Origin of the sequence: Micromonospora sp. NPDC005707, from assembly GCF_040631005.1 — a bacterium.
Classification (GTDB): domain Bacteria; phylum Actinomycetota; class Actinomycetes; order Mycobacteriales; family Micromonosporaceae; genus Micromonospora.
On record NZ_JBEXYR010000008.1, the window covers coordinates 144733 to 159680 of the forward strand.

16 protein-coding genes, 1 tRNA gene and 1 riboswitch are annotated in these 14948 nt (G+C 69.9%); of the genes, 9 read left to right on the forward strand and 8 right to left on the reverse strand.

Features of this window, described 5'->3' with window-relative positions; all coding sequences use genetic code 11:
- Positions 1 to 45 precede the first annotated feature (45 nt).
- Positions 46 to 771, forward strand: coding sequence for a DUF899 family protein (locus ABZ452_RS18075; protein ID WP_357943960.1), 726 nt, complete (start codon positions 46 to 48; stop codon positions 769 to 771).
- A gap of 117 nt (positions 772 to 888) precedes the next feature.
- Here the strand turns inward: ABZ452_RS18075 and ABZ452_RS18080 are convergent, their stop codons facing one another.
- Complete coding sequence (locus tag ABZ452_RS18080) at positions 889 to 1494, reverse strand: hypothetical protein (RefSeq protein WP_357943963.1); 606 nt, start codon at positions 1492 to 1494, stop codon at positions 889 to 891.
- Positions 1495 to 2086: 592 nt separating this feature from the next.
- Here ABZ452_RS18080 and ABZ452_RS18085 point away from each other — a divergent pair.
- Both ABZ452_RS18085 and ABZ452_RS18090 read left to right on the forward strand, forming a co-directional pair.
- Complete coding sequence (locus ABZ452_RS18085; protein WP_357943965.1) at positions 2087 to 2584, forward strand: SigE family RNA polymerase sigma factor; 498 nt, start codon at positions 2087 to 2089, stop codon at positions 2582 to 2584.
- Positions 2585 to 2844: 260 nt separating this feature from the next.
- Positions 2845 to 3663 (forward strand): hypothetical protein, encoded by an 819-nt coding sequence (locus ABZ452_RS18090; RefSeq protein WP_357943967.1) that lies wholly within the window; start codon positions 2845 to 2847, stop codon positions 3661 to 3663.
- 263 nt (positions 3664 to 3926) lie between these two features.
- Here ABZ452_RS18090 and ABZ452_RS18095 read toward each other — a convergent pair whose 3' ends face one another.
- Both ABZ452_RS18095 and ABZ452_RS18100 read right to left on the reverse strand, forming a co-directional pair.
- A complete protein-coding gene (locus tag ABZ452_RS18095; protein WP_357943969.1) occupies positions 3927 to 4235 on the reverse strand; it encodes a hypothetical protein in 309 nt (102 codons plus the stop codon).
- Positions 4236 to 4557: 322 nt separating this feature from the next.
- Complete coding sequence (locus ABZ452_RS18100) at positions 4558 to 4893, reverse strand: hypothetical protein (protein WP_357943971.1); 336 nt, start codon at positions 4891 to 4893, stop codon at positions 4558 to 4560.
- A 160-nt stretch (positions 4894 to 5053) separates the two neighbouring features.
- Between ABZ452_RS18100 and ABZ452_RS18105 the strand changes: the two genes are divergently transcribed.
- On the forward strand, positions 5054 to 5563 hold the full coding sequence (locus ABZ452_RS18105) for a hypothetical protein (RefSeq protein ID WP_357943973.1): 510 nt from the start codon (positions 5054 to 5056) through the stop codon (positions 5561 to 5563).
- 146 nt (positions 5564 to 5709) lie between these two features.
- On the opposite strand, the gene ABZ452_RS18110 is transcribed toward ABZ452_RS18105, so the two are convergent.
- Complete coding sequence (locus ABZ452_RS18110; protein ID WP_357943975.1) at positions 5710 to 6054, reverse strand: hypothetical protein; 345 nt, start codon at positions 6052 to 6054, stop codon at positions 5710 to 5712.
- A 284-nt stretch (positions 6055 to 6338) separates the two neighbouring features.
- Here ABZ452_RS18110 and ABZ452_RS18115 point away from each other — a divergent pair, with 284 nt between their 5' ends.
- Both ABZ452_RS18115 and ABZ452_RS18120 read left to right on the forward strand, forming a co-directional pair.
- Positions 6339 to 6494 carry an excisionase family DNA-binding protein gene (locus ABZ452_RS18115; RefSeq protein WP_357943977.1) on the forward strand — a complete coding sequence of 52 codons (156 nt, stop codon included), beginning with the start codon at positions 6339 to 6341 and terminating at the stop codon, positions 6492 to 6494.
- Positions 6494 to 7663 carry a tyrosine-type recombinase/integrase gene (locus ABZ452_RS18120; RefSeq protein ID WP_357943979.1) on the forward strand — a complete coding sequence of 390 codons (1170 nt, stop codon included), beginning with the start codon at positions 6494 to 6496 and terminating at the stop codon, positions 7661 to 7663. The genes ABZ452_RS18115 and ABZ452_RS18120 overlap by 1 nt, the downstream gene beginning before the upstream one ends.
- A gap of 88 nt (positions 7664 to 7751) precedes the next feature.
- Here ABZ452_RS18120 and ABZ452_RS18125 read toward each other — a convergent pair.
- A tRNA-Gly gene (locus ABZ452_RS18125) sits at positions 7752 to 7825 on the reverse strand.
- 213 nt (positions 7826 to 8038) lie between these two features.
- On the opposite strand from ABZ452_RS18125, the gene ABZ452_RS18130 reads away from it, so the two are divergent.
- Positions 8039 to 9022: a zinc metalloprotease gene (locus ABZ452_RS18130; protein WP_357943981.1), complete on the forward strand. Its 984-nt coding sequence runs from the start codon at positions 8039 to 8041 to the stop codon at positions 9020 to 9022.
- Between the two features lie 88 nt (positions 9023 to 9110).
- Here the strand turns inward: ABZ452_RS18130 and ABZ452_RS18135 are convergent, their stop codons facing one another.
- Positions 9111 to 9656 carry a pyridoxamine 5'-phosphate oxidase family protein gene (locus tag ABZ452_RS18135; RefSeq protein WP_357943983.1) on the reverse strand — a complete coding sequence of 182 codons (546 nt, stop codon included), beginning with the start codon at positions 9654 to 9656 and terminating at the stop codon, positions 9111 to 9113.
- A 78-nt stretch (positions 9657 to 9734) separates the two neighbouring features.
- On the opposite strand from ABZ452_RS18135, the gene dcd reads away from it, so the two are divergent.
- Positions 9735 to 10313, forward strand: a complete 579-nt coding sequence (gene dcd, locus ABZ452_RS18140) for a dCTP deaminase (protein ID WP_357943985.1) — start codon at positions 9735 to 9737, stop codon at positions 10311 to 10313.
- Between the two features lie 78 nt (positions 10314 to 10391).
- Here the strand turns inward: dcd and ABZ452_RS18145 are convergent, their stop codons facing one another.
- Positions 10392 to 11429 carry an NlpC/P60 family protein gene (locus tag ABZ452_RS18145; RefSeq protein ID WP_357943987.1) on the reverse strand — a complete coding sequence of 346 codons (1038 nt, stop codon included), beginning with the start codon at positions 11427 to 11429 and terminating at the stop codon, positions 10392 to 10394.
- Positions 11430 to 11442: 13 nt separating this feature from the next.
- Positions 11443 to 11578: riboswitch (cyclic di-AMP (ydaO/yuaA leader) on the reverse strand.
- A gap of 240 nt (positions 11579 to 11818) precedes the next feature.
- On the opposite strand from ABZ452_RS18145, the gene ABZ452_RS18150 reads away from it, so the two are divergent.
- Positions 11819 to 13816: a peptidoglycan recognition family protein gene (locus ABZ452_RS18150; protein ID WP_357943989.1), complete on the forward strand. Its 1998-nt coding sequence runs from the start codon at positions 11819 to 11821 to the stop codon at positions 13814 to 13816.
- Positions 13817 to 13886: 70 nt separating this feature from the next.
- On the opposite strand, the gene ABZ452_RS18155 is transcribed toward ABZ452_RS18150, so the two are convergent.
- Positions 13887 to 14897 (reverse strand): NlpC/P60 family protein, encoded by a 1011-nt coding sequence (locus tag ABZ452_RS18155; RefSeq protein ID WP_357943991.1) that lies wholly within the window; start codon positions 14895 to 14897, stop codon positions 13887 to 13889.
- Positions 14898 to 14948 lie beyond the last annotated feature (51 nt).

Sequence of the window (14948 nt, forward strand, 5' to 3'; positions counted from 1 at the left end):
TCCATACCGGTGACCGACTCGGACGCCGCGAAGGAGACCGCCCCGATGGCAACCCCCACATTCCGCGCTGCCCTGCCGCCGATCGTCGACCGGGAGACCTGGCTGCGCGAGCGCGACCAGCTGCTGGCCCGGGAGAAGGCGCACACCCGCGAGGGCGACGCGATCGCCGCCGCCCGGCGCCGACTGCCGATGACGTTGGTGCCGCCCGTCACCGTGCAGGGCCCCGACGGGGAGACGCCGCTGCTGGAGGTCTTCGAGGGCCGCCGCATGCTGATGGCCTACTTCCACATGTGGCACGACGGCAAGCCGTTCGAGGACCAGTGCGAGGGTTGCACCTTCGCGACCTGCCACCTGGAGATGCGGGACTACCTGCACGCCCGCGACGTCACCTACGCCGTGTTCTGTCAGGGCCCCTACGCCGACAGCGCAGCGTTCGCGGAGTTCATGGGCTATTCGTTCCCCTGGTACTCGGCGCGGGACTCCGACCCGGCGCTGGCGGACGGCCGTGACTTCGGGTTCATCGCCTGCTACCTGCGCGACGACGACCGGGTCTACGAGACCTACTGGACCACAGGGCGCGGCGTGGAGGCGCTGACGACCAGCTACCACGCCCTCGACCTCACGGTCTACGGCCGGCAGGAGAACTGGGAGGACTCACCGGAGGGGTGGCCGACGGTCAGCGGGCACCCGTGGCGACTCGACGGCCGCCCGGTCGCGCAGTGGAGCCGCCCGGGTGTCACGGCGACGGGGGCGTCCTGCTGCGCGAAGTGATCGCGCCCCGGGTGCTCTGCCGGAGCGGCGGCACAACCTCATGGCGGTCGGCGACGACGCCTGGCGTCGCTTCGGCGGCTGACCCGCCCGCACCGGCCAGGGCACTCGTCCCGCGGGTCAGCGCCGTTGCGCGGGCATCCCGTAGATCCCCCCGTCGCCGACCTGTGTGCTGTCGACCAGCATGGGGTTGAGGCTCCACCGGGCCGCCAGCTTGAGCACGTCGTGTTCGTGGGGCGCCGACTCGTACCAGGCGTCCCAGTCCTCCTCCTGCCAGTTCCGCCAGTTGTCCCCCCAGCCCCGGAGGCCCTTGCCGACCTCGCGCTCGGCCGGCGTGACGTCACCGATGAACAGGGGGACGTCGCCGTCGAAGGTGGCGAACGCCCGCACGACGACCCCGTCGACCGCCCGCACCCATCCGTGGGAGAACCAACCCCGCTCGTTGACGAAGAACTGGACCTCACCCAGGCGCGCGCTCAGGGCTGCGAACCATTCCGGGAATCGCGGATCGGTGGCGCTGTAGTCGAACGTGGCGAGATCGCGCCGGCCATGCGCCAGGGTCCACCCGGCCACGGGACCGGCCACGAACACGCCGGAGACGTACGCCCGGTCGACGCCCTCGTCCCAGGAGAGACGCTCGCGGTCGGTCAACTGCAGCGCGTCGGCGACCTCCTCCGGGCTCCGCTCCCGCACGGCGAGCCAGGTGGTCTTGAAACCAAACCCCATGCGGCTCATCATCGCGTCACAGCCCACCGGCAACACTCCGCCATCCGGCCGTCTCCGCCGCCATGAACGCGGCCGAGAAGCGCAGCGGCACGCGTCGGCGTTGCGCCCCGGCCACTGCCACTGCGCGAGCTGACCGCCGACACCCTGACCGACGCGCTGCGGTCCTGCTCGAACGATCGACCTACCGGCAGCGCGCCACCGAACTCGCTCGTCGGGTCCGCGCCGACGACGGCCCCGCCGCCGTGCTCTCGCTCATCACGCGACTCGAAGGGGAGCGCGGACAGCGGTGGTGAGCCGTGCGGTCAACGACGGTTGCGGGACCGGCGAACCGCCCACACCCCGCCCACGACCGCTGCGACCGCCGGCAACAGGCAGCAGATTGACAGGACCGCCAGATGCCACGGCTTGATAGCTCCCATAGCCGAGAGGATAGGCAGCGCCTGCCAACGCCGCTGTCCCCGCTCGAAGGCCGTCAGCGACCCAGGCGCGGGAGTACGGCTGGACAATGCGTCCGTCGGTCATTTCGCGCGCGGGGCAACCTCCCGAGGCGTCGGTCGGGTAGTAGCCGGTGACCCCGTTCGAAGGAGAGCCGGTGGCACCGAGCGACACGTTCGCTGAGTTCGTGACGGCGCGATCACCCCGTCTTCAGCGCACCGCCTATCTGCTCACCCACGACTGGGCGCAGGCAGAGGATCTGCTGCAGACGGCCCTGGTGCGCGCATGGAGCGCGTGGGGGCGGATCCACGGGGACCCGGAGCCGTACGTGCGGAGGATCCTCGTGAACGTCTACGCCTCGTGGTGGCGGCGCAGATGGCGCCACGTGGAGCAGCCGACGGCGCAGCTGCCGGAGCAGGCGGCCGTCGACCACATGTCTCAGGTGGACAGGCGCGACGAGGTGTGGCAGGCGCTCGGGAGGCTGCCCCGCCGGCAGCGGGCGGTGCTGGTGCTGCGCTACTTCGAAGACATGACCGAGGCGCAGATCGCGGACGCGATGAGCATCTCGGTGGGCACCGTCAAGAGCCAGGCCAAGAAGGCACTGGAGAAGCTGCGGCTGGACAGGTCGCTGACGTTGGAGGCGTTGCAGCGGTGATCGACCTCAAGGACCTCATGGATGAGCGCTCCGCTCACGGCATGCCCTCCGATGGACGACTGGTCGAGGTCCAGCGCAAGATCGGCGTACGGCGGCGCAGGCGGGTCGTGGCGGGAGCGGTGGCAGCGGCGGCAGCGGCGGTGGCGGTCGGCTCCGCCACCCTCGGTCCCGGTGGGGAGCCGGCTCCGCCCTCGGCCTTCACCGCCGGATCGACGACCCCGTCAGCGAGGCCCGCCAGTGCGTCGGCTTCTCCGAAACCCGTGGCGGGCCGCAAGATCGGGCCCTTCGACGAGTACGCCCGTGGTTACCGGGTGGTCGCCGTCGGCACGGCGCCGGTGAGCGCGAAGAAGGTGCGGCTCAGCTGGACGGTCAACTCGACGGACGTCCAGTTCTTCAGCTACTGCCCCGGCCTACCTCATCAGCGCGCACTCGACGCCGAGATTGCGATCAACGACGAGCCCATCGGGTACTCGGTGAACTGCGATTCGGAGCTGCACCAGGACCCGACGGGATCGGTGCCCCCCGGGTTGGGAGCGAGCGTCGGCGACACGGTGTCGGTGACGTACACGGTCACCGGCGCCCAGGGCGGCGGGCGCCGGTTGTCGACGATCCCGACGCAGGGCACCCTGCACTTCGCCGTGGCCGAGAGGGTGCCCTTCACCCAGTACCCCCTGCCGGCCCGGCCGGCCGCGCTGAAGCCGCCGAAGCCGGACGGCATGGCCAGCGAGCCCGGCACCAAGGTCCTCCACAGCGACCCGGCAGATCCCAACCGACCGGTCAGCACGACGATGGTCTGGCATCGCGGTTACGACTTCACCGTGGTCGCGCAGACGCCGGGCATCTACCGCGTCTCCGTCAACGGCGTGAGCGTGCTCACCGGCGAGGTCTACGACTATGTCGGTAACGGTCCGAACGCCAGCTGCCAGGTCAAGCGGAACGATCAGGGGTGGTGCGTGCCCGAGCTGGCGTCGGTGAAGGACGGCGACACGGTCACGATCACCGTCACGGCACAGCACGCCACGGGCCCCTGGCTGGCCGAGCTCCGCTCGCAGTGGCAGAGCGGATCAGCCGAAGGCTGAGCGCCGCACCGGCGTCTGAAGCATCGAAGGCCCTGACCGGGACTCACATCCTGGTCAGGGCCTTCGCGCTGGAGCGGGTGACGGGACTCTAACCCGCCCTGTCGGCACCGGTTGGAGAGACAAGTCATGATCGACGCATGGATGTTGCGGCGAGAGCCGATGCTCAGCCGGTCGAACTGGCACTCTTCGCCCTGCTGGTCGTCATCCTGGGCCTCGTCTGCGTAGACGCTGATCGACCTGGCCGGCGGGCGAGGTCAGGTTGTCTACTTCACCGTCCGCATCGGCTGACCGGTCAAGACGCTGTAGGCGACGGTAAGCAAGATCATGATGCCGGCCACTGCGATTGCTACGCCAATCACTCGTTCCAACAGAATGAAGCGCGCCAGACGCTCCTCGTGCGGGACGTCTGGTAGCCAGCGCCATGGCGGAACTCGCCGTAGCACGCCTGCGGTGGACATCGAGCGCCGCACGTGCCACTCCGTCACGCCGCGAAAGTTGGTGGCCAGGGCGAGGCCGACGAGGCTCACAGCCGGGCCCGTGATGACAGCCGCCAGGACACGCCACGTCTCCATCCGACCCCCCTGCACGCCAGGGACAAGCGGCATGATCGTTGACCCTAGAAGGTCGCCAATGGCACGGGCAACGATCGCAGGCTACGGAACGTCAAAGGCCCCGGCTCGGACTCGCGTCCTGACCAGGGCCTCGACCGTGGAGCGGGTGACGGGAATCGAACCCGCACTGTCAGCTTGGGAATTGGACAAGATCGGGCTCTGGTACGGCGTTTCTCCTGCTCGGCCTGGTCGCTGGCGGCCTGGGTTAGCCTCCCGTGACAGGGGCTTGTGGCCCATGGGTGGCCCGTCCAACTCGAAGCTACGAGGGCCAGAAGCGAGCGAGCTAGTCGTCACCGAAGGGTTCGTCGTGCCACCGAAACCCCGCGTAATCACCCTCGATTCCAAGCATGAACTCGGGGACCTGGCGGCCGTCGGGGTAGGTCATCGTGACTGCGGCGCGGATCGCCTCGTACGCCTGGTCGATCGGCTCCGGATCGCCCGAGTCAACCGCACGGTTCCACTCATCAAAGAGCGGACGCAACTGCTCGAACCCGGGCTGAGGTCGGAACCTGCCCCGGTTCCAGGGCATGTCGTGCTCCTCAACCTCGATCTCTCCGAGCAGTTCGCCGCCCGCACCGTAGACGCGCCAGACTTCGCCAAGGTCGCCACCTGCTGCCACAGGGAGGACCCTAGCGGGGGGCCCGATGGCCTTGGGATTAGAAGAAGATCGCGGATCGCTGGTCGGGTGGGAATTTCCCTGGCCGGGCCGTCCGTCGTCGTCCGTTGGTGTCGGCGGTTGGCGGCGGTCTTGGCTGTATCGATGGCTGTACAGTTGATCTATGGCAGCGGCCGAGGAAGGCAACGGCGGACGCTTCCGCGATCCGAAGTCTTGGCTGCGCGGCTTGGCTGCTGGCGAGATTTTCGTCCGTTGCCCACGCTGTGCCGGCCGGGCTTCGGTCCTTCCTGACCCTGAATCGGCCGACAACTCCCGGCATCATGTCTGGCTGAGCCGTCGGCTCAGTTGTCTGGGGTGCGCGTATACGGATCTCTGGGAGGCTCCTCGCCTCGCAGGCAACGCGCGCGCATTGCCTGAGTTCTCGGGCCCGAATGACCCGTACTTCGGCCTGCCCCTCTGGCTTTCGATCGAGTGCCGTGGGCGAGTGCTCTGGGCGTTCAACGCCGAGCACCTGGACCTGCTGGAGGCGTATGTGTCCGCTCGGCTGCGGGAACGCGGCCAGGACATGGGAAGCCAGACCCTGGTTGAGCGCTTGCCCGCGTGGATCAAGGATGGCAAGCACCGTGCCGACGTGCTGGATGGGATAGGCCGACTTCGGGCATTGCTGCCCTGACCGCCGACCAACGGCATCGTCAGTCTGGAAGAGCGCGCTCAACCGGTCGTGATGCCCGAAACGCCTGCGTCCGGCGGCAATGCTGACTTCCCCTCGTGCCCGCTCGTGACCGCTGCGGGCCACGGCTACTGGCCCATGTGGCCCAGCTAGGGGCGCTCGTAGCCACAGATGTCGTGGAGCCAGTGATCGAGATATCTCTGGATCGCACCGCTGTCCGTCTGGTCAAGGCCAAGCCACTCCCGCGCGGCCCGCCTCATAGCGGCTTCAGCCTGGTCCGCCTCGTCGGGCTTCAGCTCTATCCAGTCGGTCAGTGCACCCCACAAAGCGCAGAAGTTCCCCGCAAGCTCCCCCGCGTCGACTGCGCGCCCAGACACCTCCCACAGCCGCAAGCCTGCCGCGTAGACGTCGCCCGTCTCGTCAACCTCGGCTGCGAGCTGGTTCATGCGGGCGAGGAACGCCGGCTGCTCGGCGTCGGGAGGGACATGTGTCATGCGGGAAACCGTACGGCTTCCTAGCGGATCTCCTCGTCGGGCAGTCGCCAGACCGTCCAGCCTCCCCAGACGGGGACCAGGTGGAGCGCCCTACCGGACGAACGACCTGGTCCCCGTCTGGGGAGGCTGGTAGCCCTTGTGGTGCCCGGCGAGGTGAGCCGCGGGCGGCATCTCTGAGGAGGGTCGGGGTTCGGGGCGGAGCCCCGAGGTCTTCAAGGCACTGTCGTCCCCAAGCGTGGCCGGCCGGCCCGGCCGATGCCGGCCGGAGGTCGCCAGCAGGCCACGTGCGCCGGCTGGTTGCGCAGCGGCGCATCGCCTTCCACAAGGTCGGCCGAAGCGTCCGCCTCAAGGCTTCGGACGTGGACGCCCACATCAACGCCGGCAGGGTGGAGCCGCTCACCGCCTCCGAGGTGTGGACCGGCCTGCGGAGCGTTGCCTGATGACGGCGCGGCGACGTTTCGGCAGCATCCGCAAGCGTGACTCTGGCCGGTACCAGGTGCGCTACCCGGGACCGGATGGGCGCCAGCGGACCGCTCCGGACACCTTCACGCGCAAGTCGGACGCGGACCGGTACCTGTCAATGGTGGAAGCGCAGATGACGCGCGGGGAGTGGATCGACCCCGAGCGAGCGCGGATCACCCTCGCTGACTATGCGGAGCGGTGGATCGCGCAACGCCCTGGGCTGCGTCCTCGGACGGTGGCGCTGTACCGGTGGCTGCTCGGCAAGCACATCACGCCGTACCTGGGCGGGGTGGAGCTGAGCCGCTTGGATACGCCGATGATCCGCGAGTGGCGGGCGAGACTGCTCGGCAACGGCGTCTCGGAGACGATGGCCGCCAAGGCGTACCGGCTGCTGCGGGCCGTGCTGATGACGGCGGTCAACGAGGACGAGCTGCTGCGCAAGAACCCGTGCCGGATTCCGGGCGCGGATCAGGAGAAGGCGGCCGAGCGACCCGTTCTCACGCTCGCCCAGGTGCTCAAGCTCGCAGAGCTGATGGACGAGCAGTACCGCGCCCTGGTCCTGGTGACCACGTTCGCCTGCCTGCGGTGGGGCGAGGTATCCGCGTTGCAACGGCAGGACGTTGACGCCGACGCCGGGGTGATCCGTGTCCGGCAGACGTTCACAGAGGTGCGCGGCGTCGGGATGGTTCTGGGTCCGCCGAAGTCACGTGCTGGTCGGCGTGCCGTGTCGGTGCCGGCGGCCATCCTGCCGGCCCTGCGTGAGCACTTGGCGGCGTTCGTCGACGACAACCCGGAAGCGCTGGTCTTCACGACGCCTTCCGGCCGGCCGATCTGGCGCGGCAACCTGAACAAGGTCATCGGCTGGTCGACGGCGGCCGGCAAGCTCGGCGTTCCGGGTCTGCACTTCCATGATCTGCGGCATACGGGTAACACGATCGCGGCCAGGACCGGTGCGAGCACCCGCGACCTGATGGCCCGGATGGGTCACGACTCGGCGCAAGCGGCCATGATCTACCAGCACGCCACCTCGGAGGCGGATCGGGCCATCGCCCAGGCGGTGAGCGACGCGGTGAAGGCCGAGCGCAAGAAAGCCAAGAAGCCGGCGGCCGGCTCCTCCGCCAAGGGCAAGGGCAAAAAGCGTGGCTAGTGGCCCGTGGATGGCCCGCCGGGCGCTGCTGACCGCAGCAACGTCGAAGGCCCTGGCTGGGACTTACGTCCTGACCAGGGCCTTCGCGTGGAGCGGGTGACGGGAATCGAACCCGCACTGTCAGCTTGGGAAGCTGATGTTCTGCCATTGAACTACACCCGCAGGCGGCACCACTGTACAGGAGGTCACCGCCTCCGTGCACCCAGGTACCCCGCAGCCGGACCGAGCGCGACGGCCCGCGGACTACCAGCAGAAAGTTTCACCACGGCAACATATGGTTGTTCTCAAATCTTTCGATCGGATGTAACGTCTCGTCCACGTTCTCCGACCGGGCGTGACACACCCCCTGTCACGCCCGCAGAAAGAGGTGGGCCCATGGGACTTCGTCCCAACCTGCTGACCCGGCGTACCGCCGGTGTCGCGTCGACGACCCTCGCGCTGCTGCTCAGCACCGCCGCGGTAGGCGTCGTCCCCGCAGCTTCGGCCTTCTCGGCCGCCCCGTCCGGCTCCTGCGCCGAGCCCGCCGACGTCCACTCGGACGCACGGGTGAAGAAGGGCGGCCACGCCAAGCTCGACCCGAACGAGCTGACGGCCAAGCAGGTCCGCGAGCGTGACGCCGACCTCGCCGCGGCGCTGCGTGAGCGGGCGAGCTTCCGCGCCGGCGCCGGGGCCACCCCGCTGGCCACGGTGACCATCCCCGTCGTCGTCCACGTCATCCAGCGGGACAGCACCCGAGCGGGCGGCAACATCCCGGACTCGATGGTGACCCAGCAGATCTCCGTGCTGAACACGGCGTACAGCGGTGGCACCGGTGGCGCGGCGACCGCCTTCAGCTTCCAGCTGACCAAGGTGCACCACGTCACCAACGCCGCCTGGTACCCGATCGTCCAGGGCTCCTCCGCCGAGCGCTCGATGAAGACCTCGCTGCGCGAGGGCGGCAAGAACACGCTCAACCTCTACCTGGGCGAGTTGAGCGACGACCTGCTCGGCTGGGCCACCTTCCCGCAGCGCAAGCTGAACAGCATGGACGGCGTGGTCGCGCTGAGCGAGTCGCTGCCGGGTGGCACCGCGACGAACTACAACCAGGGCGACACCGGCACCCACGAGGTCGGCCACTGGCTGAACCTCTACCACACCTTCCAGGGTGGCTGCTCGGGCTCGGGTGACAGCGTCTCCGACACCCCGGCCGAGGCCTCGCCGGCCTATCAGTGCCCGACCGGTCGCGACACCTGCACCGCCACCGGCAAGGACCCGATCACCAACTTCATGGACTACACCTACGACTCGTGCATGTACCAGTTCACCGCTGGTCAGGCGAGCCGCATGCTGACCGCGTGGAACGCCTACCGCGCGGCCTGACCGCCACGCACCACACGCCGGCGCCGGTCCCGTCCTCGGACGGGGCCGGCGCCGGCTCTGTTCGGGCCGGAACCCATCGGGTACGGACTCAGGCCGCCGGGCGGCGGGTGTCGAAGCCGTGCCGGCCACGCCGGCCTTCCGCGGCGAGCGGGTCACGCCGGGCCGGGACGCCGGCCCCCGGGTCGAGCCAGACGCGCACCTCCGGCCGGCCGGCGCCGGGGCAGGCCACCTGGTCACGCCGGGTCAGCATCGCCACGTCGACGGTGAACTCGAACAGCCGCCAGTCGCCCTGCGGCGCGGCCCGGCCGATCCGGGCCACCCGGGCGACGGTCGCCGGGTCGGTCACCGGGAGCGCCCGGCCGGCCACGTAGGCCTCGTCGTCGCTCTCCTCCGGCGGGAAGGAGTGCAGCGCGTAGCGGCCGTCGCGTTCGAGGTCGCGACGCTTGGGCGAGTCGATGACGAAGCACCAGAGCCCGTCGTCGGTGATGACCGGGGAGACGGGGTGCACGCGCGGGCCGCCGTCGGCGCGGACCGTGGCGAGGTAGCCGAAACCCGGCCCGTACTGCTGCAACAGGAGGCGGATCTCGTCGGCGAGGCGGGGCTCGTCGGCGGCGAATTCGGACCAGGAAGCCATGCGGACATTCTATCGAACAGGTGTACGAAGATGTAGTCCGACACGCAGGTCACCCGTACCGGTCGCTATGGTGTTCCGATGCTGCTCTCCGACCGGGACCTGGTCTCCGAGATCAAGACTGGCACGCTCGCGCTGGAGCCCTTCGAGCCCACGCTGGTGCAACCGTCCAGCATCGACGTCCGTCTGGACCGGTTGTTCCGGGTCTTCAACAACCATCTCTACACGCACATCGACCCGTCCGTGCAGCAGGACGACCTCACCTCGTTGGTGGAGGTGGCCGAGGGCCAGCCGTTCGTGCTGCACCCGGGCGAGTTCGTGCTCGCCTCCACACTGGAGGTGATCTCGCTCGGCGACCAGCTCGCCGGACGACTTGAGGGCAAGAGCTCACTGGGCCGGCTCGGCCTGCTCACCCACTCGACCGCCGGCTTCATCGACCCGGGCTTCTCCGGTCACGTCACGCTGGAGCTGTCCAACGTGGCGAACCTGCCGATCACGCTCTGGCCGGGCATGAAGATCGGCCAGCTCTGCATCTTCCGGCTCTCCTCGCCGGCCGAGCACCCGTACGGCTCTGAGGTGTACGGCTCGCGCTACCAGGGCCAGCGCGGCCCGACCCCGAGCCGCTCCTGGCAGAGCTGGCGCACCTGGCCGACCCGCTGACCGGCCCGAGGCCGGCAACGGCGCAGGGGCCCCCGCGACGCGGGAGCCCCTGCGGACCGCTCAACCCCTGCGGACCGCTCAGCCCGGGCGGCCGTAGCTGTTGATCTGGCCGTCGTCGACGCGCTTCATCGTGATCGGCTTGCCGGACTGGGAGGCGTGCACCACCCAGCCGTCACCGACGTACATGCCGACGTGGTGCAGGTCGCTGTAGTAGAAGACGAGGTCACCGGCGCGCAGCTCGCTCCGGCTCACCCGCCGGGTCACGTCGTGCTGCTGCCGCGCGTTGTGCGGCAGCGAGACGCCGGCCTTGGCCCAGGCAGCCATGGTCAGGCCCGAGCAGTCGTAGTGGTCCGGGCCGGCGGCGCCCCAGACGTAGATCTTGCCGATCTGGGCGCAGGCGAACTTGACCGCGGTGCCGGCCGGGCCGCCGGGGTAGCCGGCGGGGCAGGGCGCCGGGCGCAGCGGACCGCCGCCGCCGTTGCCGTAGACCTTGAGGCGCAGCTTCTGGAGCTTGACGATCTCGGCGTCGATCTGCTTCTTCTTGGCCGCGAGCTGGGCCTCGGTGCGCGACAGCTCAGTGATCATCTCGTCGAGCGGCTGCTTCTTGGCGGCCAGCTGGTCGCGCAGCGCGGCGACGGTCCGCACCTGCTTCTGCTGGCGGTTCGCGAAGCGGTCGAGCAGGGCGAGGCCGTCGACCAGGTCGCTCGGCGACCGGCTGCCCAGCAGCGCGTTGACCGTGGAGAGGTTGTTGTCGCCCTTGTAGGCGTCGGCCGCGAGCCCGCCCACCTGACCGAGGGCGGCGTCCACCCGGGCCTGGAGCGGGGCGATCTGCTTGGCCAGCGTGGCGGCCTGCTTCCGCTTGGCGGCGAGCTGCTCGCGGGTGGCGTTGACCTGTTCGATGATCGGTTCGAGCTTGTTCCAGTCCTGGTCGATCTGGCGCTCGATCTCGGTGACCGACGGTTCGGCGTGAGCCGCCGTGGCGCCGCCGGTCAGGACGACGGCGGTGCCGGCCAGGGCGGCGAGGGCGGTGGTGAAACGGGACCAGCGGGAACGCGGCGCAGCCGTCGACCGGTCGACCGACCGGACCGACGGTGGCCGCGGGGCATGGTGTGCCACCGGGCTTCCGTACTCCTTCTTCCTGGCCGCCTACCGGGTTAGCTGACGGGTTCGGGCGGGAAGGGAGGCGCCCTACCGCAGTGGCTGCGGATTCACCCCAGTTACCTGGGTCCCCGGCTCGCCCGGAGGCGACTCGGCGGTGCCGGACCGTCACCACCCGGGTTGGACGGTGAAACTCGCGGCCGACGATTGACCAGAGTAGAGAGCGTCGTTATCGTTCCGCAACCCGAGACGCCGTGACACTCCGTACCCGAAAGATTCTTTCAGCGGAGATTACCTCTCGGAAAGGTATTGACCCGGGCCGTGCGCGGGGTGAGGGTGAGGCGCAGTGACCCCCATCCCTGTCTGGAGGTTCGATGCACCTCTCACCCCCGCCGTCGGGCAGACGGATGCTGCTGGCAGCAGCCGTTGCAGCCGCCACCGCCCTGGTGGCGACCGGTCCGGTGGCCGCCCAGCCGCTCACCACCCAACCCGCCACCGACCGCCAGGACCAGTACGCCGCCGCCGCGGCGGAGTACGGCGTGCCGCAGAGCGTCCTGCTCGGCGTCTCGTACCTGGAGTCGCGCTGGGACACCCACCCGGGCCAGCCGAGCACCAGCGGCGGCTACGGCCCGATGCACCTCACCGACGCCGAACACGTCCTCGCGACCCCGGCCAGCGGCCACGTCAGCGAGGACGAGGACCCGCGGGGCGACGACTCGCGGCCGCTCACCCTCGACCCGGCCACCGCGGCCGCACCGGCGGAGGACGTGCTGCCGCAGGCGTCCCTGCAGACGCTCGACGCCGCCGCGGCGCTCACCGGCCTCGCCGAGGAGACGCTGCGCACCGACGCGGCCGCGAACATCCGGGGCGGCGCGGCGCTGCTCGCCTCGTACCAGAAGCAGTTGGGCTCGCCGGTCGGCGCCACCACCGACCCGGCGGCCTGGTACGGCGCGGTGGCCCGCTACTCCGGCGCGGACACCGAGGACGCGGCGGCGGCCTTCGCCGACGAGGTCTACGACCAGCTCGGCCTCGGCGCGGCCCGGACCACCGACGACGGCCAGCGGGTGACCCTGGCCGCCACCGCGGTGAAGCCGGACCAGTCCGCGCTGCACCGGCTCGGGCTGCGCCGGGCCGAGCGGCCGGACGGCCTGGAGTGCCCGGTCCGGCTGGCCTGCGAGTGGATTCCCGCCCCCTACGAGCAGCTCAGCGCGGACCCGGGCGACTACGGCAACCACGACCTCGGCAACCGGCCGGCCCAGCAGAAGATCGAATACATCGTCATCCACGACACCGAGGGCTACTTCGGCCCGAGCGTCGACCTGGTGAAGCGCGCCGACTACCTGGGCTGGCACTACACGCTGCGCTCGGTGGACGGCTACGTGGCCCAGCACATCAAGGCCAAGGACGTCGGCTGGCACGCCGGCAACTGGTACGTCAACGCCAAGTCCATCGGCCTGGAGCACGAGGGCTTCGCCGGGCACGGCACCTGGTACACCGAGGCGATGTACCGGGCCTCGGCCAAGCTGGTCCGGCACCTGGCGCTGAAGTTCCAGATCCCGCTGGACCGGCAGCACATCATCGGCCACGACAACGTCCCCGGCACCACCGCCTCGACCGTGCGCGGGATGCACTGGGACCCGGGCCCGTACTGGGACTGGTCGCACTACTTCGACCTCATGAAGGCGCCCTTCCGGTCCCTCGGCAACGCGCACACCGGCCTGGTCACCATCGACCCGGACTTCGCCACCAACCAGCCCGCCTTCGTCGGTTGCAACCAGCAGCCGCCGGGCGTCCCAAAGCCCACCCCGCCGGCCGCGCCGTGCCCGCTGCGCGGCTCGTCCGCGGTGGTCCTGCACACCGCGCCGAGCGCGACCGCCCCGCTGGTCAACGACCTCGGGCTGCGCCCGGACGGCACGCCGGACACCATGTACATCTCCGACCACGGCGCCCGCGCCTCGGCCGGCCAGACGTACGCCGTGGCCGACGTGCAGGGTGACTGGACGGCGATCTGGTACCTCGGGCAGAAGGCCTGGTTCCTCAACCCGGCCTCGGCGCCGACCGCCAAGTGGTCGACGGGCTTCGTGGTGACGCCCAAGCCTGGGAAGACCACCATCCCGGTGTACGGCCGCGCCTACCCGGAGCAGGCGGCCTACCCGGCCACCATCCCGTTCCAGGGCGTGTCCCCGCTCCAGTACACGTTCGCGGCCGGCCAGCGGTACGCACTCGGCGGCGTCCTGCCGAGCGAGTACTACCGGGCCGTCTCGTTCGACGGCTCGGCACCGGGCGACCGGACCGTGGTCCGGGGTGAGACCAAGTACGCGCAGGTCCAGTTCGGCCACCGGATCATGTTCGTCAACCTCGACGACGTGCTGATACTGCCGTCCCCGGTCGGCGCACCGAGGTAGCAGCCAGCGCTCGACGGAGAAGGCCCCCGGTCCAGGCGGACCGGGGGCCTTCTCGTCGCTGGGGGACGGGTCAGGTGACCCGGACGAAACCGGCGAGCGGCTGTGTGCTGATGCTCGACACCTGGACCGGCTTGCCGGTCCGTGGCGCGTGCACCATCACCCCGTTGCCGAGGTATAGCCCGACGTGGTGCAGGTCGCTGCCGAAGAAGACGAGGTCACCCGGTCTGGCGTCGGAGCGGGAGACCTTGCGGCCCTCGTTCCACTGCGCGCCCGTGAAGTGGGTGAGCGAGATGCCCGCCGCCTTGTAGGCGTACTGGGTGAGGCCGGAGCAGTCGAACGAGTTCGGGCCGGTGGCGCCCCACACGTACGGGTCGCCGACCTGCGCGCACGCGGTCTTGATCGCGGTACGCGCGGCGCTGCTGACCACGCCGTCGATAGCCGGGCAGCCGGCCGGCCGGATCGAGGTCACCGGCAGCATGGCCGTCAACCGCTTGATCTCGGAGTCGATCTGCTTCTTCTTCGTCGCCAGATCCTTCTCCTGCTTGAGCTCGGTGGCGATCAGCGCGTCCAGCTTCTGCTTCTGCTTGTTGTACTTGTCCCGGACGGCGAGCACGCCGGCGATCTGCTTGCGCTGGTCGTCGGCGAGCCGGTCGAGGATCACCAGCTGCTCGGCGAGGGTGCCGGGCCTGGTGCTCACCAGCAGGGCGCCGAGGTCCTGGGACGGGCCCTGGATGTAGTAGCGGGCGGCGATGTCGCCGACCTTGTTCATCGCGAGCGCCGACTCCAGCTCCAGCGGCACCATCTTCTTCTGCAGGTCCGCGGACTTCTTCTTGTTGACCTTGAGCTGGGAGCGGACCTTGTTGTACTGCTCGATCGTGGGTTCGAGCTTCTCCCACTGCTTGTCGATCTGCGCGTCGATCTCGTCCACCGACGGCGCCGCGTGCGCCGGGGCCGTCAGCATCCCGGCGCCGACCGCGACGGCCGCGACCAGGGTGAGGAGACGGCGTACCACCCGGCGCGTCCCGGCCGGGCGGACGGGCGGCTGGCTCGGGGCGTGACGTTCAGGGGGCATGGTTGCCACCGGCACGGACTCCTTTGCAACCGACCGCCGGGCGCCTCGCGAGAGGGAAGG